Below are 21,484 nucleotides of genomic sequence, written 5' to 3'. Positions count from 1 at the left end.
TTTAGTTGCAGAGGTTCAAAGGTTCAAAGATGCAAAGTTTTTTATAGAGTGATTAAAAGATTAAAATCTGCTTAATCTGCAAAATCTGCGAGAAAAAAAATACTTCTTATGTTTTCGACGAAAGTTCACGAACCAAAAAAAGCACACGATCAATAACAATATCAATTTCTTCCGCGGTAGTAAATCTTCCCAAACTAAACCGAATCGAACTCAAAGCTTCTTCATCCGATAATCCCATTGCTTTTAAAACATGGGAAGGCTCAGAAGTCACTGCCGAACAAGAGGCTCCGTTTGAAACCGAAATAGTACCTAGAGCCATAATAAGTTGTTCTGAGTTCACACCTGGAAAAGATATATTTGAAGTATTACAAATGCGGTTTTGAGTATTTCCATTTACATAGGAACCCTCAAACTGAAGTAATCCTGCTTCTAATTTATTTCGTAATGATTCTATTCTATATTGATCTTCTTTCAATTCATTTACAGCTAATTCACACGCTTTACCTAAACCAATAATTCCAGTAACATTTAGTGTGCCGCTTCGTAATTTACGCTGCTGGCCTCCGCCAAGTATTTGTGAAGTTAATTTTAGTTTGGCTTTCGCCGAAATATATAGCGCACCAACTCCTTTTGGACCATAAAACTTATGAGCTGATAATGCTAAAAGATCAATTTCCAAAGATTTAACATCAACCTGAATTTTTCCGACGGCTTGAGTAGCATCACAAAAAAACAGCACATTTTTAGCTTTCAGAATCTTAGAAATTTCCTTTGTATTTTGTATGACACCTGTTTCATTATTGGAAAACATTCCAATGAAAACCAGTGTTTTATCTGATATTATTTCTTCTAAAAGTTTAATGTCTAAAATACCATCAGAGCTAGTTGGTAAATATGTTACTGTAAAACCTATATTTTCCATAAAGGCACAAGTTTCAAGAACAGCTTTGTGTTCAGTAGCAATTGTAACAATGTGTTTTCGATCTTGATCTGCCAGACCTTTGATCGCTAAATTAATTGCTTCTGTTGCTCCAGAAGTAAAAATAATTTCTTCTGCATCTGCATTAATTAAATCTGCTGTCTGCCAGGCGGCATTTTCAACGGCTTCTTTTACGGTTAATCCCGCAATGTGCTGACTTGTCGAATTGGCATAAAAATCTGTAAAATAAGGAAGCATAGCTTTTAGAACTCGTTCATCAACTCGAGTTGTAGCATTATTATCCAGATAAATATTTTGGTTTTGAAACATAATTTTAACTTATTCTCGTAAAAATACAATTTTGAAAATTCCTAAAATTAAAAAAATGTATAAATCTATCTGTCTGTTTTAACGCAGAGTCCGCAAAGGTTTAATAAGTAGAGGGATTTATAAAAATACAAAGTTCACAAAGCTGAGATTGATTAAGCTTTGCGGACTCAGCTTTTTTTAAATAATCTATATCAAAAAAAAAACTTAGCGCTCTTTGCGGTTAAACTTTAAAGAGAAATTGTAATTATTCTAAATAAGCGTAATGTTTGAATTTTATAATTTTTTGTGAATTAAGATTGTTAAATTTGTTAGAATACCCAAAAGTGATTTCGCTAATTTAAAAGATAGATTGAATGGCTTCTAAAAAAACAAATCCGAATAAAGTAAGTGTGGAAGACTCCAATTCCCGCCGGGACTTTATAAAAAAATCAGGACTTTTTACCGCTCTCGCCTTGGCACCGCCTTCATTGGTAATGGCATCCGAGAATAAATGGGATGAAAAAATCGCGGAATATTTGGAGACAGTACCGCTTTCTATCGAAGTAAATGGCAAAAAGCACAATCTTAACATCGAACCACGAACAACTTTATTGGATTTGTTAAGAGAACAATTGCAGCTTACCGGAACTAAAAAAGGATGCGATCACGGACAATGCGGTGCGTGTACGGTTCACGTAAACGGAACCCGAATTTTGTCGTGTTTATCTTTGGCTTCGATGCAGCAAAATGCACAGGTTACGACAATCGAAGGTCTTTCAAAGGGAAAAAAACTACATCCAATGCAGGAAGCTTTCATCAAAAATGATGGTTTTCAATGCGGCTATTGCACGCCAGGACAAATTATGTCTGGGATTGCCTGTATCAAAGAAGGTCATGCTAACAGCAGGGAAGAAATCAGTGAATATATGAGCGGCAATATCTGCAGATGCGGTGCTTACCACAATATTGTTGACGCTATAACTGAAGTGAAGGAAGGAGGAAAGGAGATATGAAGAATTTTCAGATCATAAGAGCATTGTCAGCAGCATCTGCTGTTTCAAATATCAAGAAAGAAAAAGAGGCGATGTTTATTGCCGGCGGTACAAACTTGGTTGATTTAATGAAAAAGAATGTTGTGGCTCCAGATAAACTGGTAGATATTACAGCTTTAGATTTAAAACAGATTGAATTTTTAAAAGGAAAAGTTTCCATAGGAGCTTTAGCCAAAAATAGTCAGGTTGCCGAAGATAAAGCAATTAAAGAAAAACATCCTTTGCTGGCTCAGGCTTTGGCAGCAGGAGCTTCACAACAAATAAGACATATGGCAACGGTTGGCGGTAATATGTTACAGCGTACTCGCTGTTCGTATTTTTACAACACTGATATGCCTTGTAATAAACGTGTTCCTAAAAGTGGCTGCGGTGCTATTGGCGGTGTCAATAGAATGCACGCAATTTTTGGAGCTTCAGAAAGCTGCATTGCTGTCCACCCAAGCGATATGTGCGTGGCGCTGGCAGCATTAGACGCGAATGTTTTGGTGGAAGGTCCAAAAGGGAAAAGACAAATTAAATTCACAGATTTTCATCGTCTGCCGGGAAATACGCCAGAAAAAGACAATACTTTGGAAGATAAAGAATTGATTACTTCAGTTGAAATTCCGGATAATAATTTTACTAAAAATGTACATTATCTAAAAGTACGTGACCGAAGCAGTTATGCCTTTGCATTGGTTTCTGTTGCTGTGGCTTTAGATCTTAAGAATGATAAAATTAATGATGTCAGACTTGCTATGGGCGGTGTGGCACATAAACCTTGGAGATTAACTGAGGCAGAGGAATTTTTGAAAGGGAAAACAATTTCAGAAGAGATTTTTAAACAGGCAGCAGATTTAGCAATGAGAGGCGCGCGAGGTTATGGTGATAATGATTTTAAATTAACACTCGGAGCCAATTCGATAACAGAAGCACTTACAATAGCAGCATCAAAATAATTAGATTATGAGCAAGACAAGTAATATTAATAGAGTTGACGGATTTGCTAAAGTAACAGGTTCTGCAACTTATTCTGCCGAATATAAAACGCCTGGTGTTGTATATGCGTGTTTGGTTGGAAGTACGATCGCAAAAGGAAGAATTAAAACCATTGATACTAAAAAAGCAGAATGGGCTCCTGGAGTTTTGGCTGTCATTACACATTTAAATGTGGATAAACCTGTTGGCTATCAAAAAGCGAAAGACAAACATAATTTTGGTCAGCCGCTTCAGATTTTTAAAGATGATTCGGTTTTGTACTACGATCAGCCGATTGCATTGGTTATTGCTGATACTTTTGAGCGTATGCAGTATGCAGCAAGTTTAATTAAAGCCAATTATCTAAAAGAAGAACATTCGACCGAACTTAAAAAAGCAGCAGATAAAGAGAAAAAAGTTGAAACCGATAAAGGAAATGACTACCATCGCGGTGAACATGACGGATATAAAAATGGACAGGTTGTTTTAGAAGCAGAATATACCATTCCAACCGAAGTTCATAACCCGATGGAACTTGCCAATATTATCGCAAAATGGGATGGAAATAAACCTATTTTGTATACTAAAAGCCAAGGTGTTGAAGGCACTCGTAAAAGTGTTGCCGGAGTTTTTGGAGTACCAATTGAAGATGTTGAGGTGCATTCTGAATATCTTGGAGGTGCATTTGGAATGGGATTACACACCTGGCCTTATGAAATCGCAGCTTTAATTGGAGCAAAAAAACTAAATCGTCCGGTAAAATTAGTTCTGCACCGCGAACAGATGTTTACCAATGTAGGATTCAGACCTTATACCATCCAAAAAATGGGCTTAGGTGCAACTAAAGAAGGAAAACTAACTGGCTTAACACACGAAGCCGTTGCGATGACATCCAGCTATGAGGATTTTATGGAAGGAACTGTAAACATGTCCCGATTTATTTATGATTGTGCGAATGTTTCTACGCGTTATCGCATTGTACCTTTGGATACTTGTACACCAATTTGGATGCGAGGTCCAGGCGAGGCAACAGGTTCTTTTGCACTAGAATCTGCAATGGATGAAATGGCGCATAAATTAAATCTCGATCCAATTGAATTTCGAAAACTGAATTACGCCGAAAAAGATCTGGAACAAAATAAACCGTGGAGCAGTAAATATCTTTTAGAATGTTACGAAGGCGGTATGGAACGTATTGGCTGGAAAAACCGTAAAAACAAACCTGGATCTGTGAAAGAAGGCGACTGGCTTGTGGGCTACGGAATGGGAACTGGAACTTTTGGAAGTTACAGAAATCCAACAGCTGTAAAAGCTAAATTTTTAGCTGATGGAAATTTGGTACTTCAATGCAGTGTAAACGATATGGGGCCGGGAACGGCAACGATGATGACTGCAATTGGCGCTGAAATTACTGGAGTACCGGCAGAAAATGTCATAATTGAAATGGGAAAAAGCGGACTGCCAAAAGGTCCAACGCAGGGAGGTTCTGCAACAACTTCATCTGTAGGTTCTGCAGTTCATGATTCCTGTAATTTATTAATAAGCAAGGTGCTTGGGCTGGCAAGTGAAAATCCATCTCTAAAAGGAATTGCGATTACAGATTTGACTTTTTCAAATGGTGTGATTTCTTCTAAAAAAGACAGTTCCAAAAAGGTTGATTTAACTTCATTACTTACTGCTAATAAATTAGAAGGAATAGAAGTTGAAAACCAATCGAAAGGTACAGAGGAAGCTAAGAAATATTCTATTTATTCATTTTCAGTGCATTTTGTAAAAGTATTAGTGAATCCGAATTTGGGTAAAATACGATTAGCCCATGTTGTTTCCTGTGCCGATATCGGAACGGTTATCAATCAAAAAACATCTGCGGGACAAATGTACGGCGGTGCAGTAGGAGGAATTGGAATGGGATTGATGGAAGCATTAGAAATCGATCATCGTTTTGGCCGTCCAATCAATAATAATTTCGCTGATTATCACGTTCCAGTAAATGCAGATATTGAAAAGCAGGAAGTTTTCTTCGTAAACAAAAAGGACCCAATCAGTAATCCAATGGGAACAAAGGGTCTCGGAGAAACGGCTTTAGTTGGAATGGCACCTGCAATTGCAAATGCCGTTTTTAACGCAACTGGAAAACGTGTCCGTGATTTGCCAATAACGCTCGATAAAATTATAGAAACTGTAAAGGTTTAAGCATAAAAAACAATTGCAAAGTCCCTTTGAGATTACAATCTTAAAGGGACTTTTTTGTGTTATGAAAAAGTCTTACAAAGCAGAAGATTAGTAAAGTTTTTTTCGACAGATTATCACACAATCTTGTCATTTCGACGAAGGAGAAATCTTCGCAAGCAGCTCCGCAATAATAAGCCAATCTTTGTAGAGTTTCTCGTGGAGATTTCTCCTTCGTCGAAATGACAAAAATGGGGTTACTTTGCCCAAAAAAAAGTCGCAAAGCTTAAAAAACTTTGCGACTTTGTGCCTTCGCGGCATATATCATTAAAAACTATTTTACCGTAATTGGTAATTCAACAGTTGTTTTATCCCATCCTATAACTAAGTTAGCAACAGAACCCTGAGTTGTAAAAGCTATTGATAAAGCTTCGATTACATCAGATACTGGTTTAACAGGAACTGAAACTCTTACAACATCTTTGCTTTGATCATAAGCATATCCTCCCCATAAATCAAGCTCCTTGTTGATAATGATAGTCCATTTATCTTTTTCAGGAATAGCAAATAAGCTGTATGTTCCTGCTGGAATGTTTTTACCTCCAATTGTTACTGCTTTGTAGAATTTTACTTCTGTATTTTCATTAGCACCAACTCTCCAAACTTCTCCAAATTTTACAATATCTCCAAAAATTGTACGTCCTTTTACAGAAGGTCTTGCGTAAATAACTTTGACAACTGGATTTGGATTATCTGTTTTTTTGAATTTTACCGCTTTGTTTGGGAAATAAGAAATGTCAACTGGACTTGCATCAAGCGGAGCAAATTTTACTACATCTTGTGCTTGAACTGTAAAGGCAGCAAATAAAGTAACTGCCAATAAACTTAATTTTTTCATAGGATTACAATTTTTAGAATAACTACAAAGTAAGTTAATAATGAAGAAAAATCATATAATTACAGTTTGTTTTTTGTTAATGAATTGATAACAGATTTTACAATATAATTTTATTTTCGTTCCTACAAATAAACTTTGTGTTTTAATATTCACTTTTCTTTTTTGCGTACCACTTCTGCATAATGTAAAACGCTTTTTTCTTTTCACCATTATTCGAAATTAAACCTTTACGATTGTATCCATCTTGAATACCTGGAAGAAGACGTTTTGGAGATCTAAAATCAACTAAAATCCAAGGGCTTAATCCGCTTAGGTGTGGAATCTTTTCAATCATTTTTAGATTCTGAATGTATAAATATTCCTGATATTCCTCTGTCCAGCGTTCGTTTTTCTCTCCATGAAAACCCGCTTTTGCATCACCTCCAAACTCAGAAACGAAAACTGGTTTGTTGTATGGCGTAGTCCAGAATGTTTTTTCAGCATTTTCTAAGTTACCGCCATACCAGCCTAAATATTGATTGAAAGCAATTATATCAAGCGATTTGCCAATTTGATCGTCAATCTTTCCGTTATGCGTTAATAGAGCGGCACTAATTAATCTTGTATTATCCAATGATTTTGTATGATTGACCAAATTTGTGATAAAAGCATTTCTCGCGTCAGAAACTGGAGTTTCATTTGCCATAGACCAAATTACTATACTTGCTCTGTTTTTATCTCTTGTAATCGCAGCCGTTAATTGATCTTGGGCATTTTGGTAGGTATTTTTATTGGTAAATTCAACTGTCCAGTAAACCGGAATTTCTTCCCAAACCATTAGCCCCATTTTATCAGCTTCTCGAACCATGTTTTCGTTATGCGGATAATGCGCCAGACGAACATAATTACAGCCTAATTCTTTTGCCCAATTCAATAAACGTAAAGCATCTTCTTCAGAATTTGCGCGTCCGCCTTTTGCATTTTCTTCATGAATAGAAATTCCTCTTAAAAAGACTGGTTTTCCATTTAATAAGATTTTGTCTCCTTGGGTTTCAATTGTTCTAAAACCAATTTTATCGTTTAATTTCTGTCCGTTAAAATTAACGGTTACATCGTATAGTTTCGGATTTTCTGGCGACCAGTAAGAGATTTTTTTGGCTGGGATTTCAAAGTTTAAAATTCCGCTATTATCCGCTTTTCCTTTGTAATTGATTTTTAATTCAGGAATAGAAATCGAGATCTGATTTTTTGATGCCTCTAAATTATTGATTTTAATAAAACCTGAAATAATATTCGCATTCCCTTTTTTCAGCTGAATGTTATAATCTTCTACAAATGAAGATTCTTCTTCAATTAAAGTGACATCGCGAGTAATTCCGCCATAATTCCACCAATCGGTATTTACAGTTGGAACATCTTCTTTATGGCGCGTATTATCCACTTTTATAACCAAATAATTGTCTTTTGGCTGAACAATTGTAGTCACTTCGTAATTAAACGGTGTGAAACCGCCTTCGTGAGTTCCTAGTTTCTTTCCGTTTAAATAAACATCAGCTTTGTAATTGATAGCCCCTAAATATAAAAACAGACGTTTGTTAGCTGCCAGATTATAATCGAAAGACTTTTTAAACCATACATTTCCTTCATAATATTTCAGTTCCGTAACCTGCGAATTCCAATCGCTTGGAATAGTAATGGTTGGTGATTTATCAAAATCATATTCTACCAATTCCTGTTTGTTTTGAGCGTGGTAATTCGTAAAAAATGCTCCTTTTGCTGGTTTTTCCTGTTTGTCGTACTGGTCAAGGTGAAAGCTGTAAAATCCCGTTTGATAAGGATCTATAATATAATTCCAAACGCCGTTTAATGAAGTGATATTTCGATTTGGAACGTTTGAGATTAAATTTTGTGCAAATCCCAGAAAGGAATAGGTAAGGAGTAATGTGGTTAATAGTCTTTTCATTGTATTATAATTTGTTTTGTAATTGTGTTTTTGCCACGAAGACGCTATGGCACGAAGTTTTTTTTACTAGTTTTTTTGTCAGGATGACAATTAGATTAAAAAAAACTTAGAATCTTAGTGCCTTAGCATCTCAGAATCTTTTTACTCAACAGAAATCTTCAAATATTCCCCTTTAAAACTCTGATTTAGTGCCGTCATTTCAATCGGATTGCCTGAACCGTCTGGAACAATTTCAATAGAAGCCTTTCCGTTTGCCATTCTTATAGATTCACTTCCCGTTGGCGTTCCTTGATTTTTTAGCGTTTTACCGCCTTTCATACATTGAAAATAAACACTTGCTTCATAATCCAGACAGCGTAAATTATTATTGTCAATTGCGATTGCTGTTACCAGATAATTACCGTTTTTCAGTTTTTCTGAAGATAATTGCAAAGAAGAGGCCGTGTCATTTTTATTGAAACGGTAATTCACTTCTATAGTATCAGAAACCGTTTTGCCATCTTTGGTTTTACCAATTGCAAGAAGAGTATTTTCGCCTTTTAAAAAATTAACATCCCAAGTTAAACCATTAGCAGGATAAAGGGAAAGATTTCGCTGTTTTTCTCCCAATGATTTGCCGTCGTGAAATAAAGTTACTTTCTCGCAATTACTGAAAACACTAATGGTTCTTGGCGTATTTTCTGGACCTTGACGCTCTGTCCAAGTATGTGATTCAATGTAAGCGAAAGGTTCTTTTGCCCAATAGCTTTTAAAAACATAATACGCATCTTTTGGAAATCCGTTTCGGTCTGTTAATCCTTTTTGGTTCATATACGGAATATCATCTTCTGGACGTAATGGCGTTGCAAAATCCTTAAATGCCCATTGAATATTTCCCACAAACGTTGGATCATTCTCGGATATATGCAAATGCCAGTCAAACAAATCAACTATATAATTTTCGCTCCAATCTCCAATTTGAGCAATGTTGGCGATTTTAGTCTGTACAATAGCTTCTTCCCATCCTTCAGCTTTTATTACATTTTCGCCTGTAATTGGATTTTCGCTATGACGGCCAACATGACTGTCTCCGCCATATTCGGCATGAATAAAATGCTTGTATTCTTTTTTGTAAACATCAATTGCTTTTTGGTAGCTTTTATAACTTCCAGAATACCAGCCTGACCAAATCGAAGGTGAAAAAACATCCACAATATGCGATCCTTCATAATATTTTCTAATAGCCGTTTTTCTAGTTGGATCCAGTTTATGAGCAATTTCGTTTAGTTCATTTAAAAAAACATTGGTTTTATCTGCATTATCTCCATCAGGAAAATCTGGAAGCCAGTTGATTTCGTTTCCTAAAGACCAGATAATTATACTTGGATGATTGTAATTTTGATTGATAATTTCTTCCAGCATGTTTTTGGTATTGGTTTTCCAGACATCGTTGCCAATTCCGCCACGGCACCAAGGCAGTTCATCCCAAATCAAAAGGCCAAGTTCATCACAAGCTTTATATATTTCAGGATCTTGCGGATAATGTGCTAAGCGAACAAAATTAGCACCCATTTCTTTGATTGATTTCATGTCTGCCCAATGCTGTTCGTTGCTCATAGCGGCGCCAACTCCCGCTTGTTCTTCATGACGATGTGTACCGCGAATTAGCAAACGTTTTCCGTTAAGGTAAAACGGACCATGATCTTTAAATTCAAACCATCTAAAACCTACTTTTTCAGAAACACTGTCCTTAATTTGATTTTTTTCTGATAAAACAGCGCTTAGTTTATATAAATTAGGTTTTTCGGTATCCCAAAGTTCTGGATTTTTGATGTTTTCAAAAGTGATTGTTGAAGTTTTATCTGAAACTAAAACTGTTTTACTTGCCACTTTTTTCCCTTTCGGATTTTTTAAAGTTACAGTCAATGATAAATCTTTTGAATTATCTGGATTTACAAAAGTAGAAACAATTTGCACCGAAGCTTTTTTGGCAGAAACCTCTGGAGTTGAAATCTTTAAATTTTCAATATGATTTTTATACTTTGAAACCAGCCACACATCGCGCGTGATTCCGCCATAAATAAAGAAATCACTTTTTTGAGACGGGATAATTTCAATATCATAGCTATTATCAACACGTACAAAAATATCGTTATTTCCTTCTTTGATAAAGTTGGTAATGTCTATTGAAAAGCCAATATATCCGCCAATATGCGAACCAGCTTCTTTTCCATTTACATATACTTTTGTGGTAACATTTGAACCTTCAAAATATAAGGAATAAACACGGTTTTTATCGATTTGTGGAATGTCTAATTTCTTCTGATACCAACTGGCATCGCGTCTGTAACCCGGATATAAATCCGTTGCATCTTCGGCGTTCCAAGTATGTGGTAAATTAAGAGAAATCCAGTTTGAAGCTTTTTCGGCTTCGTTGAGGTTTGAAGTATGGTTTTCTAAATAAAGCCAGTTGTCATTAATGTTTCTTTTTGTCTGAGCAAAACTGCTCAGACAAATTTGAAACAAAACAAAAAGCGCAAAAATTGAAAAAGTTTTATTCGGTTTATTCATAGTTAAAGAGGTTCATAGTTACAAAGGTTCAAAGGTTTTCTGGCTCAAAGATTCAAAGATTCAAAACCTTTGTTACTTTGAACCTTTGAGCCTTTGCACCTTTATTAATGCTTCTAGAAAATAATAATCGGCGTAGATTATTGGTTCGTCAATTTCATCGTGTTTGGGCCAGTTTCCTGTACTGTGGTCAAAAAGAAAAGGCGCTTTAATTGTGGTGTCCAAAATGTATTTATCGGTTTGTACAGAAGCCATCATTTTATCGGCGAAAGCCAGATAAGTATCATTTTTAGTATAACCATACAGCTCATATAATGCTGACGCCATAACCATTGCGGCAGAAACATCTCGAGCTGCATTTGGAATACTCGTATCTTTAAAATCCCAATACGGAATTCCATCTTCTGGCAGGTTTTTATTTGTCATAAAAAACTTTGCTGTCGCTTCGGCTTGTTTTAAATAGGCAGGATCTTTTGTGTAACGGTAGGACATCGTAAATCCGTAAACGGCCCAACCTTGACCGCGCGCCCAAACCGAATCGTCATTATAGCCTTGAAGCGTAGTTTTCTTTTTGACTTCGCCAGTTGTTGGATTATAATCGATAACATGATAACAAGAGTTATCTTTTCTAAAATGGTTTTTTAAAGTTGTATTGGCATGCTGAATCGCTACATCACGGTATTTATTGTTTCCAGATAACTTTGAAGCTTCAAAAAGTAATTCCAGATTCATCATATTGTCAATGATTACAGGATAATCCCAAATTTCCTTGTTAAAATCCCAAGAACGAATCGAACCCACTTTTGGATTGAACCTTATGCACAAAGTTTCAGCGCCTTTAATAATTACCGCTTCGTACTCTTTCTTGTTTTCCACTTTTAGAGCTTCTCCAAAACTGCAAAACACTTTAAAACCTACGTCATGCGAATTACTGTTGACACTTTCCTTTTTGCTGAAAGGAGTCCATTTTTGAGCTTGTTCTTTATATTTTGAATCGCCTGTAAGTCGGTACAATTGCCAAAGATTTCCAGCAAAAAAACCGCTTGTCCAATCTTTCGACGGCACTTTGCGAATTTCAAGAGTTTTTATATTCATACTTCTCGGCATAGACATCGAATCGACTGGATAATCGAGTAACATTTTGTAACGCGTTTCCAATTTTTGTGTAATTGCTGAGGTTGTTTTTACTTGAGGATTAATTCCGGGCTTGCACGCTGTTACAAGCGATGCAAACCCAAGAATTAAAGAAATGAAACTGACATTCTTCATATTAAAATAATATATATTGTGATATTTTGACGCGGATTGGACGGATTCGATATCGCGAAAACGCGGATTTATACGGATTTTATTCTCTCGCAGATTTGGCAGATTTGGCAGTTTTTTTTTTTACTTTATCTGCTAAATCTGCAAGATCTGCGGGAAACCAATTACGCGTGACGTAATAAAAAAATCCGTTTATCCGCGTTTTTGCGATAGCAAATCCATTTTATCCGCGTGCAATATTAATAACCAGGATTATTTGGTTTTAGATTCGGATTAATAGCCAATTCTGTTCCTGGCAATGGCCATAGATAATCTCTGTTTGGATCAAAATTAGCATGCGGTTCTAAACCATTTTGACCAAATACTTCAGGACCATTTTTTAGTCTCTTAATATCGTACCATCTGATGTACTCAAACGCTAATTCTAATCTTCTTTCGTCAATAACCATTTTTCTGAAATCTGACTGAGACAATCCAGGTGTAACGTTTGCAGGAAATGAAACCAGTTTTCCAGCTTTGTTTCTCGCCCTTGCACGAACACGGTTTACATAGCCATCAGCTTCAGTTGTTCCAGGATTGATTTCATTTAAAGCTTCGGCAGCCGTTAATAAAACTTCTGCAAAACGCATTGTAATATAATTGTGCTGCGAAGTTCTTCCGTTTGCACCTGCTTTTCCTGGGAAACGGAAATATTTGGCAATGTGCGGTCGCGGCGCTTTTTCGTTATCGCTTGAAGGATAAACTTGCAATGAACCGCCTGGACCAGTTTTCTTTCTGATAATCGTATCAAAACTTACAGCTCTTCTATAATCTCTTTGATCCCAAGTTTGAAATACTTTTAAAGAAGGAACGGCAACAGAGAATCCTTGTCCGTAGCTGTAACTGTCATCTTTCAATGAACCAGTAAAAAACGCCGTATAATCCTGACCGTAATTTCCAGAGGTTAAGTTGTTAAAATCGATTGTAAAAAGTGGCTCTTTTAATGAAGCTGTTTTTGTGGCATTAAATAAATCCTGAAAATCAGCATCAAGGCCTAAACCAAATTTAGCTTCGTTTGTAATAACAAATTTTGCTTCCTCATATGCTTTTTGATAATTGCCTAAAGTCAGGTATACAGAAGCTAAATAACCTGCTGCTGTACCTTTTCCTGGAACTGCTTTTACTTTTGGTTTATCCTCCAGCCATTGTTTTGCAAATTCTAAATCGGCAATGATTTTTGGGTAAACATCTGCTTCTTTTGTTTTACTAAGGGAATTTACCTGCGCCACATCATTTACAACAAAATCGATATACGGAATATCTCCAAAAAGACGTACCAAATGATAATAAGCAAAAGCTCTCGCAAAATATGCCTGAGCCACTATAGCATTTACTTTTGCAGGATCGCCTGGTGTTTTTTTAGCACCTTCAATCGCTTGATTGGCTGCGGTAATTATTACATACGACTGCGGCCAAAAGTTTGCCACAAGCGCATTTGTATCGTTCATACTCATATCATTTACATCGATACGCGCAGCCTGTGTGGTTCTGTCGCCAATATCTGCCATGTCATCGCGAAGCATTAGGGCAATTGTAAATTCTCTTCCCCAATAATTATTGTGGGCAATATTGGCAAAGGCTCCGTTTACAGCGGCCTGTAAATCGTCTGTATTGTTAAAAAAGTTATCTGGGCGAATAATTCCTACTGGTTTTTCTTCCAGATCAGAACAACTGAAGAAAGTCATTGTTCCTAAGCAAAGAAGAGCTATATATTTTTTCATAGTGGTTTTAGATTAAAATTTTACATTAAATCCTGCTGTAAATGTTCTCACGTTGGGATATCCTCCATAATCCAATCCTAAATTGGTATTACTTCTTGAATTGGTGTCGTTTAAGTAATTCGTTTCAGGATCTGAACCGGGATAATCTGTAATCGTCCAAAGGTTTTGTGCACTGATGTAAAAACGAACTTTACTTAATCCCATTTTCGAAACAATTTTTTCATCTAAACTGTATCCTAAAGAGATGTTTTTCAAACGAATGTAGCTTCCATCATAAACAAATCTAGAAGTGATTCTTTTGGTTCTGGCAGCATTTGCAGGAACATTTGTTTCTGTATTTGTTGGTGTCCAAGCATCTAAAACCTCCGTTGTAGCATTGTTATTTCCAGAAGCCAGTTCCATCAAAGTATAGTTTAAGATTTGATTGCCTTGAGAACCTTGGAAGAAAATATTCAAATCCAGATTTTTATAAGTGAAATCATTGTTGAATCCAAAGATGAAATCTGGATTTGGATTTCCGATGATTGTTTTATCTTGAGAATCCAGTTTTCCGTCGCCATTTACATCTCTGAATTTTTCGCCTCCGGCCACAGTTTCAAAATTTCCTGGCAATACTGGTTCTCCCTGCTGAATTACACCATCATAAATAAATCCGAAGAAAGAGCCAACCGGCTGGCCAACTCGCAAGATTTGAGACTCTGTTGCTAGGAAGTGACCTGGAGCAGAATTGATCAAAAGGTCTTTATTATCAGCTAGTTTTAGTACTTTATTTTTGTTGGAAGAAATATTAAAGTTTGTTGACCAAGTAAAATCTGCACCAATAAAGTTTTTAGTGTTGATTCCTAATTCCCATCCTTTATTTTCTAATTCTCCAACGTTTTGAAGCTGCGAAGCAATTCCTGAAATTCCAGGTAATGGTCTGTTAAACAATAGATCTTTGGTAATTGTTTTATAATAATCAGCCGTAATACTGATTCGGTTATCAAACAAACCTAAATCAATTCCGTAATCCTGCTGATAAGAAGTTTCCCATTTCAAATTCGGATTATCCAAAGAAGTCAATTGTACCGCATTTACAATTACGTCGCCGCTCACATCATAAATTTCAGAGAATCGCGATAAAGTAGAGTAGGCGCCAATTGAAGGATTTCCTGTTGCTCCATAACTCGCTCTTAATTTTAGATTAGAGACCGTTTTACTGTCTTTTAGGAAATTCTCTTTTCCTATGTTCCATCCAATTGCACCAGAAGGAAAAGTTCCGTATTTGTAGTTTTTACTAAAGCTTGAAGAACCGTCTCGTCTGGCTGTAAAAGTTAGTAAATACTTATCGTCATAATCAAAATTCAACCTTCCGAAAGCAGAAATTAATTCCGTTTCAGATAAATTAGAATCTGGTTTTAAAAACACAGTCCCAGCGCCTAAATTTCTATACGAATTGGTATTGGTTAAAAATCCTCTTGAAGCAGCATACGAACTTTCATTTTTATTTTTTTGGTAGGAATAGCCGCCAAGAACTGTCAAAATTCCTTTTTCAATAATTTCACGTTTAAAAGTCAGATAGTTTTCTGTTAGGAAAGAAGAAAATCTGGTATTGTTTACAGAAGCTTCTCCTTTGATATTTTTTCCAGCAATTAAAGTCGAAGGAATAAATCTTCCTGTCTGCGAATTATTATCGGTTAAACCTAAAGTAGTTCTAAAGTCAAGATCTTTTGTAATTTGATATTGTGCAAAGAAATTATTTCTGTTTACTATAGAAACCGTTTCCAGAATATTTTCCATTGCCGTAGCGTAAGGGTTGTCAATATCATCTCCAATTGGAGCTGTTGTCGTGTAAGTTCCGTCAGCATTGTAAATTCCTTTGTCGGGCATAAATCTGTACGCCGCCGCAATTACGCCCGCTGCACCAGTTCCTCCAGCTCCTGTCTGGCTGATAATTCCTTCTTTGTTTTGTTTACTTGTAAAAGTATTTAAACCGACTTTTAATTTTGGAGACAAATCAGCTTCCAGGTTACTTACAATTGTGTATTTGTCAATTCCTGAATTAATTACAACTCCATTCTGGTTGAAATAAGTTCCAGAAACATAATATCTCACGTTTTCTGAACCACCAGAGAATGACAATTGTGTATTCGAAATCATTCCGTCACGATAAATTATGTCCTGCCAGTTTGAATTTGCTGGACCTTGCGTATGCGTGGTGAAACTTTGTCTGTACGCTGCAAACTGATCGGCGTTTAATAATTGCAGCTGGTTATTTACCGATTGTATCGAAGTAGAATTACTAAATTCAATAACAGGTTTTCCTGGTTTTCCTTTTTTAGTCGTTACCATGATAACCCCGTTTGAACCTCGAGATCCGTAAATTGCAGTAGCCGAAGCATCTTTTAAAACCTCAATAGAGGCAATATCCTGAGGCGCCGGCATCGAAACACCTGCAAAACCATCAACTACAATAAGTGCATCACCGCTGGCATTAATAGAAGTGCCGCCACGCACCCTGATTTTCACTGGAGCACCGGGTTCACCACCATTATTAGTCATTACAGAAACACCCGCTGCACGACCCTGCAACGCTTGTTCTGCATTTAAAAGTGGATATGCAGTTAATTCTTTTGCTGTTACAGAAGATACAGAACCAGTAATATCACTTTTTTTACGTGTTCCGTAACCCACTACAATTACTTCTTCAAGAGCTTTTGTATCTGGTTTTAAGCTTACATTGATAACAGTTTTGTTTCCTACTGGAATTTCGACGGTTTGAAATCCGACAAAATTGAAAACTAAAACAGCATTTTTTTCTGAAACAATAACAGTATAATTTCCGTCCATATCTGCAGATGCACCGACAGATGAGTTTTTAATATAGACATTCGCCCCAGGAAGTCCGAGTAAATCTTCGCTCGAAGTAACTTTTCCGGTAATTTTTCTTTCCTGCGCATTCATCATGAAATTTACCAGTAAAAAAGATACCAGTAAACACCATTTAAACGGTTTGTTTTTTTGGTTTGTAAACATTCATTTTTTGGTTTTAAGGTTAATAAGTTAGATAAAGTAGAAAAGCAATAAACTCATTCCGATGATCACAATGACAAACAGAATCTGCAGTAATAAGAAGTTTGTTTTTTTGATTTTCATATGGCAAATGTAGAAGCCAAAAAAGAAATAGAAATACAAAAAAGGGTATCTAAAAATACAGATACCCTTTTTTAAGCCTTTAAAAATGCGGATTGTTTATGTATGGTGTGAAAATGTGAAATGTGAAATGTGAAATGTGGGAATGTGAAATGTGAAATGTAAAAAGTAAAAAGTAAGAAGTAAAAGATGTTCACATCTAGTAATTCAAATTTTCACATCTGACATCTGACATTTCACTTTTCACATTTCACACTTTTTATAAAATTTATCTGCATATTGCGACGGCGTTTCTCCATATTTTTTTTGAAAGCATTTGCTGAAGTATTTCGGATTATTAAATCCGACTTTATAGCTCACTTCTGAAACATTTAGTTTGTTTTGTTCTAATAATTGAGCAGCGCGTTTTAATCTTATTTCGTGAATGAATTCGTTTGGTGTGCAATTGGTCCAAGCTTTGATTTTGAGAAATAACATGGTACGGCTGACACCTAATTCTGAACAGAAGAACGGAATGTCAAATTGTTCGTTTGAAATATTTTCTTCTACAATTTTAAATGCTTTTTTTAATAACTCCTCATCCAAAGAAGAAACTGTGATTTCTGACGGAATAAAATTGTCTTCGCTTGAAAATTTGATTTTTAAACGTTCAGTAGTGTTCAAAATGTTTTTAACGCGAAGTCTGAATTCCATTAAATTGAATGGTTTACTGATATAATCATCTGCACCGCTTTCCAATCCTTCAAATTTATAAACTAATGATGATCTGGAAGTCAGAAGGATAACAGGAATATGACTGGTTTTAAGATTTTCTTTTATTTTCGAGCAAAGTTCTGTTCCTACCATTTCTGGCATAATAACGTCGCTGATAATCAAATTTGGAACAAATTTTAGTGCTTTTTCAAAAGCGATTTTTCCGTTTTCGGCCTCAATTATATTATATTCTTTTTTGAGCAGGTTTTTCATGAATTTTCTCAAAACCTTGTGATCTTCAACAATTAAAATCGTTTGTTTTTCTTCGTTTACAATTAAATCTTCTAGGTCTTCGTTTTCGATTACTTCCGATGGTTCTAATTGTGCAGTATATTGTGCAATATCATCACTGATTTTAAAATCGGGAATAATTTCGCTGTCTAAAAGATGGTTTCGCCCAAGCGGAAGTGTAACCTTAAATATAACACCGCCAGTTGGTTTGTTCTTTACATCAATATTTCCTTTGTGCAGTTTTACAATGTTTTTTACAATCGAAAGTCCAATTCCAGTTCCTTTATTGTAGTTTTTTTGAACTTGATTGTGCATCGGAATTTCAAAAAACAAATCAAAAATTTTATCGATGTGTTCTTCCGAAATACCTACTCCAGAATCTTCCACAGCAATAAAAAGATTATCTTGGTCGTGATTTATTTTAATGTTGATTGAACCGCCTTTTGGTGTATATCGAAACGCATTCGAAATCAAATTATAAAAAACACGTTCGAGTTTGTATCGGTCAAAATAAACCAGAATTTCTTCATCATCAGATTCAAAAGTATACTCGTAACCGCCGTCTTTGGCATATTCTATAAACGATAAAAAGATTTCTTTGGTGAATTTTACAATGTTTCCGTTTGCAGATTCCAGCGTTGCCTGATCGTTTTCGAGTTTTCTAAAATCCATTAATCTGTTAATTAAGCTTAGCAAATGATTCGCGCTACCTTCAATTACTAAAAGCTTTTTGTACATTTCGTTCGTTCCGTTATAATCGGCCAGAATTTGCTGTAACGGACCTAAAATCAATGTTAAAGGCGTTCTGAATTCGTGCGAAATATTGGTAAAGAAATCCAGTTTTGCACGGTTGTTTTCTTCTACACGTTTGCTTTCCAGATATTCCAATTCGAGTTTTTGTTTCAATCTGGCTTTCGATTTCATGATCCAAATCAAACCGTATAATCCTAAACCAATTATAATTCCGTACACCAAAAATGCCCAAATACTGCGCCAAGGAGCTGGATTTACAATTACGGTAAGTATTGTTGGAGTTTTGTTCCAAATGCCGTCGTTATTGGCACCGCGGACTTCAAAAGTGTAAGTTCCCGGATTTTGAATGGCAAAGTTGGCTTCTGAATTTTTTGTAATTGTCCAGTTGTTTTCCAAACCCGTTAAACGGTAACTGTATTGATTGTTTTTGGATCGAATGTAATTTGGAATCGCAAAGTTTATCGAGAAATTGGCCTTATCATAATCCAGTGTAATTGTTTGGGTAAAACCAATGCTTTTCTCTAAAATTTCAGCTGAATCGCCTGGATTTATGGTTTCATTTTTAATTTTTAAATCGGTAATTAAAACCTGCGGCGCATATTGATTTAAGGAAATTTTGGATGCATCAAAATAAGTCGCGCCAGACGGACTTCCGAAATAAAATTGATTTGAACTTAATTTTAAAGCTGAATTATCATTGAATTCATTACTTGCCAATCCATCTTTTTGATCGTAAATAACAATGTTTTTTTGATTTGTATTGTATTTGATAATTCCCTGATTGGTGCTGATCCATAGGTTTTTATCATCATCTTCTAAAATAGAATGTATAGAAGTTATTATAGTATTTCCAATTCTGAGATTGATACGGTTGAATTTTTTTCCATCAAAATAGTGAAGTCCTTTTGCTTTTGTTCCAACCCAGATTTTGTTTTGAGAATCCTGAAACAAAGTCAAAATATCATCGCCGGATAAAGAGGAATGATCGTAGAAGAAATGCTGAATTGCATATTGCTTCGGACTAAAATTTCGTAAAGGAATGCGGTTCAGTCCGTTTTGGGTTCCAATCCAAAGAAAATTTTGTTTGTCGACTAAAATAGTTCGGATAATATTATTGGTCAGAAAAACAGATTTTGTATTGTCGTTTCCAATTAGCTGAAACGTTTTATCTGTTGTATTATAGCGAATTAATCCCTTTCCAAAAGTTCCAATCCACAAAATACTGCCTTCTGTTTTAAGAGAATATACGCCGGTTTCTTTCAATAAATCGGTTAAATCTGAAGCAATTCGATTGTCTTCAATTCTTTTCGTAATCGTATTGTAAGCAGATAATCCTTTAGAAAAAGTACCAATCCATAAAATACGATCGTCAGAAAGGCACATCGATTTAATGTCATTCTTATTGCCTTGGCCAGTTTTGCTGTTGATGTAGCTTGTGGTTTCTGTATTTTTATTATAGATGGTAATGCCGCCGCCTTCTGTCCCAAAATAAATATTCTGATTCTTGTCAGCAATGATAGAACTCACGACATCAAAACTCAACGGAATCTTTTTTGAATTCTGATTGTAATTAGAGAAATTGACATTGGAAACGTCCCAAAGATTGACTCCTTTATAATAACAGCCAATCCAAATAGAACCTTTTTTGTCTTTAAAAAGTGACTTTACTTTGTCGATTCCGTTGCTGTTATTACTGTTATTTATTTTCTGCAGACTTTTATCCAAACCTAAAATATAGATTCCGTCATAAGCCCCAATCCATAAAGAACCTTGATTGTCAATTGCTAAAGATCGAATGTCTGTATTAATTTCTTTGAACTTTTCATTATCCAAAAAAGAAACATAAGATTTCTGTTTTTGATCGAATTTTAATAGACCTTTAGTTTTTGTTCCAATCCATAAATTACCATTTTTATCTTCAATAACCGACTGCACATTTAATAAATCAAAATTATTCAGCGGATAATTTTTAAATTGAAATTTACCATTTTTTCGATTTACTAATTGGCATAAACCTTTTGTGGTTCCAATCCAAATTTGGCCTCTTTTGGTTTTTAGAATACTTAAAATATTATTGCTCGGAAGGGTAGAAGCATCATCGTCTGAATGGAAAACCGAAGTAAATAATCCAGATTTTTTATTGTAAATCGTCAATCCTTTTGAAGTTCCAAACCACATTTCGCCGCCAATTTCCCGAATGCTCCAAACGGCATTATTACTTATGGTGTGATTGGCTTTGGTATGCAGATATCTTGTAAATTTATTCAAAACAGGATCATAACAGTTTAACCCATTGTAAGTTCCCACCCAGATTTTTCCAGAGTTATCTTCTTCAATTGCCAAGATATCATTGTTGCTGATAGACGATTTATCATTGGTATCATTTCTAAAAATAGTAAATCGGCTGCCATCGTATTTATTCAATCCGTCACGCGTACCAAACCACATCTGCCCAAATTTATCCTGATGAATGGCAATAACAGAACTCTGGGAAAGCCCGTCGGTCGTAGAAATGTTTTTAAGACGGTATTTATTTTGGGAAAACAAATTTCCGCTGATAAATACGATAAACAAAAGAGCTATTTTGAATTTCATAGCGTTTTTTTTTAAGGTTCAGAGGTTCAGAGGGGCAAAGGTTCAAAGGTTTTTCTCATTTTATGTCATTTCGACGAAGGAGAAATCTCCACTGGTAGCTCTACAAAGATTGGCAACATCCTATACGGAGCAGCTTACGAAGATTTCTCTCCCGAAGCCTCGGGATTGAAATGACAAACTATTCTTAATTAATGATTAGAA

The 21,484-nt window shown here is 35.6% G+C and carries 11 protein-coding genes; 3 read left to right on the top strand and 8 right to left on the bottom strand.

What is annotated here, in order from left to right; all coding sequences use genetic code 11:
* Positions 1 to 106: 106 nt before the first annotated feature.
* Complete coding sequence (locus tag HYN86_RS17180; protein WP_113679157.1) at positions 107 to 1,249, bottom strand: cysteine desulfurase family protein; 1,143 nt, start codon at positions 1,247 to 1,249, stop codon at positions 107 to 109.
* A 353-nt stretch (positions 1,250 to 1,602) separates the two neighbouring features.
* Here HYN86_RS17180 and HYN86_RS17175 point away from each other — a divergent pair, with 353 nt between their 5' ends.
* From HYN86_RS17175 to HYN86_RS17165, 3 genes are read left to right on the top strand one after another with little or no spacing between them, the layout of a single operon-like run.
* Entirely contained in the window at positions 1,603 to 2,241 is a 639-nt protein-coding gene (locus HYN86_RS17175) for a 2Fe-2S iron-sulfur cluster-binding protein (RefSeq protein ID WP_113679156.1), read from the top strand.
* On the top strand, positions 2,238 to 3,218 hold the full coding sequence (locus HYN86_RS17170) for an FAD binding domain-containing protein (protein ID WP_113679155.1): 981 nt from the start codon (positions 2,238 to 2,240) through the stop codon (positions 3,216 to 3,218). Before HYN86_RS17175 ends, HYN86_RS17170 begins: the two co-directional genes overlap by 4 nt.
* A 7-nt stretch (positions 3,219 to 3,225) precedes the next feature.
* Positions 3,226 to 5,430, top strand: a complete 2,205-nt coding sequence (locus HYN86_RS17165; RefSeq protein ID WP_113679154.1) for a xanthine dehydrogenase family protein molybdopterin-binding subunit — start codon at positions 3,226 to 3,228, stop codon at positions 5,428 to 5,430.
* A 310-nt stretch (positions 5,431 to 5,740) separates the two neighbouring features.
* On the opposite strand, the gene HYN86_RS17160 is transcribed toward HYN86_RS17165, so the two are convergent.
* From HYN86_RS17160 to HYN86_RS17130, 7 genes are all read right to left on the bottom strand, one after another.
* Positions 5,741 to 6,304, bottom strand: a complete 564-nt coding sequence (locus tag HYN86_RS17160) for a DUF2911 domain-containing protein (protein ID WP_113679153.1) — start codon at positions 6,302 to 6,304, stop codon at positions 5,741 to 5,743.
* A 142-nt stretch (positions 6,305 to 6,446) separates the two neighbouring features.
* The gene (locus tag HYN86_RS17155; protein WP_113679152.1) at positions 6,447 to 8,246 is read right to left on the bottom strand and encodes a glycoside hydrolase family 2 protein; all 1,800 of its coding nucleotides are present in this window, start codon (positions 8,244 to 8,246) and stop codon (positions 6,447 to 6,449) included.
* Between the two features lie 141 nt (positions 8,247 to 8,387).
* Positions 8,388 to 10,796: a glycoside hydrolase family 2 protein gene (locus HYN86_RS17150; RefSeq protein ID WP_113679151.1), complete on the bottom strand. Its 2,409-nt coding sequence runs from the start codon at positions 10,794 to 10,796 to the stop codon at positions 8,388 to 8,390.
* 72 nt (positions 10,797 to 10,868) lie between these two features.
* Positions 10,869 to 12,062, bottom strand: a complete 1,194-nt coding sequence (locus HYN86_RS17145; RefSeq protein ID WP_113679150.1) for a glycoside hydrolase family 88 protein — start codon at positions 12,060 to 12,062, stop codon at positions 10,869 to 10,871.
* 236 nt (positions 12,063 to 12,298) lie between these two features.
* Complete coding sequence (locus HYN86_RS17140; protein WP_113679149.1) at positions 12,299 to 13,819, bottom strand: RagB/SusD family nutrient uptake outer membrane protein; 1,521 nt, start codon at positions 13,817 to 13,819, stop codon at positions 12,299 to 12,301.
* A 12-nt stretch (positions 13,820 to 13,831) separates the two neighbouring features.
* Positions 13,832 to 16,834 (bottom strand): SusC/RagA family TonB-linked outer membrane protein, encoded by a 3,003-nt coding sequence (locus HYN86_RS17135; RefSeq protein WP_113679148.1) that lies wholly within the window; start codon positions 16,832 to 16,834, stop codon positions 13,832 to 13,834.
* A gap of 360 nt (positions 16,835 to 17,194) precedes the next feature.
* A complete protein-coding gene (locus tag HYN86_RS17130) occupies positions 17,195 to 21,283 on the bottom strand; it encodes a two-component regulator propeller domain-containing protein (RefSeq protein ID WP_113679147.1) in 4,089 nt (1,362 codons plus the stop codon).
* Between the last annotated feature and the right edge of the window lie 201 nt (positions 21,284 to 21,484).

It is taken from the genome of Flavobacterium fluviale (assembly GCF_003312915.1).
Classification (GTDB): domain Bacteria; phylum Bacteroidota; class Bacteroidia; order Flavobacteriales; family Flavobacteriaceae; genus Flavobacterium; species Flavobacterium fluviale.
This window is presented reverse-complemented; position numbering and strand designations above follow the sequence as displayed.

Coding starts and splice junctions, on each gene's coding strand:
- HYN86_RS17180 (WP_113679157.1), bottom strand. CDS start 1,249: ATGTTTCAAAACCAAAATATTTATCTGGATAATAATGCTACAACTCGA.
- HYN86_RS17175 (WP_113679156.1), top strand. CDS start 1,603: ATGGCTTCTAAAAAAACAAATCCGAATAAAGTAAGTGTGGAAGACTCC.
- HYN86_RS17170 (WP_113679155.1), top strand. CDS start 2,238: ATGAAGAATTTTCAGATCATAAGAGCATTGTCAGCAGCATCTGCTGTT.
- HYN86_RS17165 (WP_113679154.1), top strand. CDS start 3,226: ATGAGCAAGACAAGTAATATTAATAGAGTTGACGGATTTGCTAAAGTA.
- HYN86_RS17160 (WP_113679153.1), bottom strand. CDS start 6,304: ATGAAAAAATTAAGTTTATTGGCAGTTACTTTATTTGCTGCCTTTACA.
- HYN86_RS17155 (WP_113679152.1), bottom strand. CDS start 8,246: ATGAAAAGACTATTAACCACATTACTCCTTACCTATTCCTTTCTGGGA.
- HYN86_RS17150 (WP_113679151.1), bottom strand. CDS start 10,796: ATGAATAAACCGAATAAAACTTTTTCAATTTTTGCGCTTTTTGTTTTG.
- HYN86_RS17145 (WP_113679150.1), bottom strand. CDS start 12,062: ATGAAGAATGTCAGTTTCATTTCTTTAATTCTTGGGTTTGCATCGCTT.
- HYN86_RS17140 (WP_113679149.1), bottom strand. CDS start 13,819: ATGAAAAAATATATAGCTCTTCTTTGCTTAGGAACAATGACTTTCTTC.
- HYN86_RS17135 (WP_113679148.1), bottom strand. CDS start 16,834: ATGTTTACAAACCAAAAAAACAAACCGTTTAAATGGTGTTTACTGGTA.
- HYN86_RS17130 (WP_113679147.1), bottom strand. CDS start 21,283: ATGAAATTCAAAATAGCTCTTTTGTTTATCGTATTTATCAGCGGAAAT.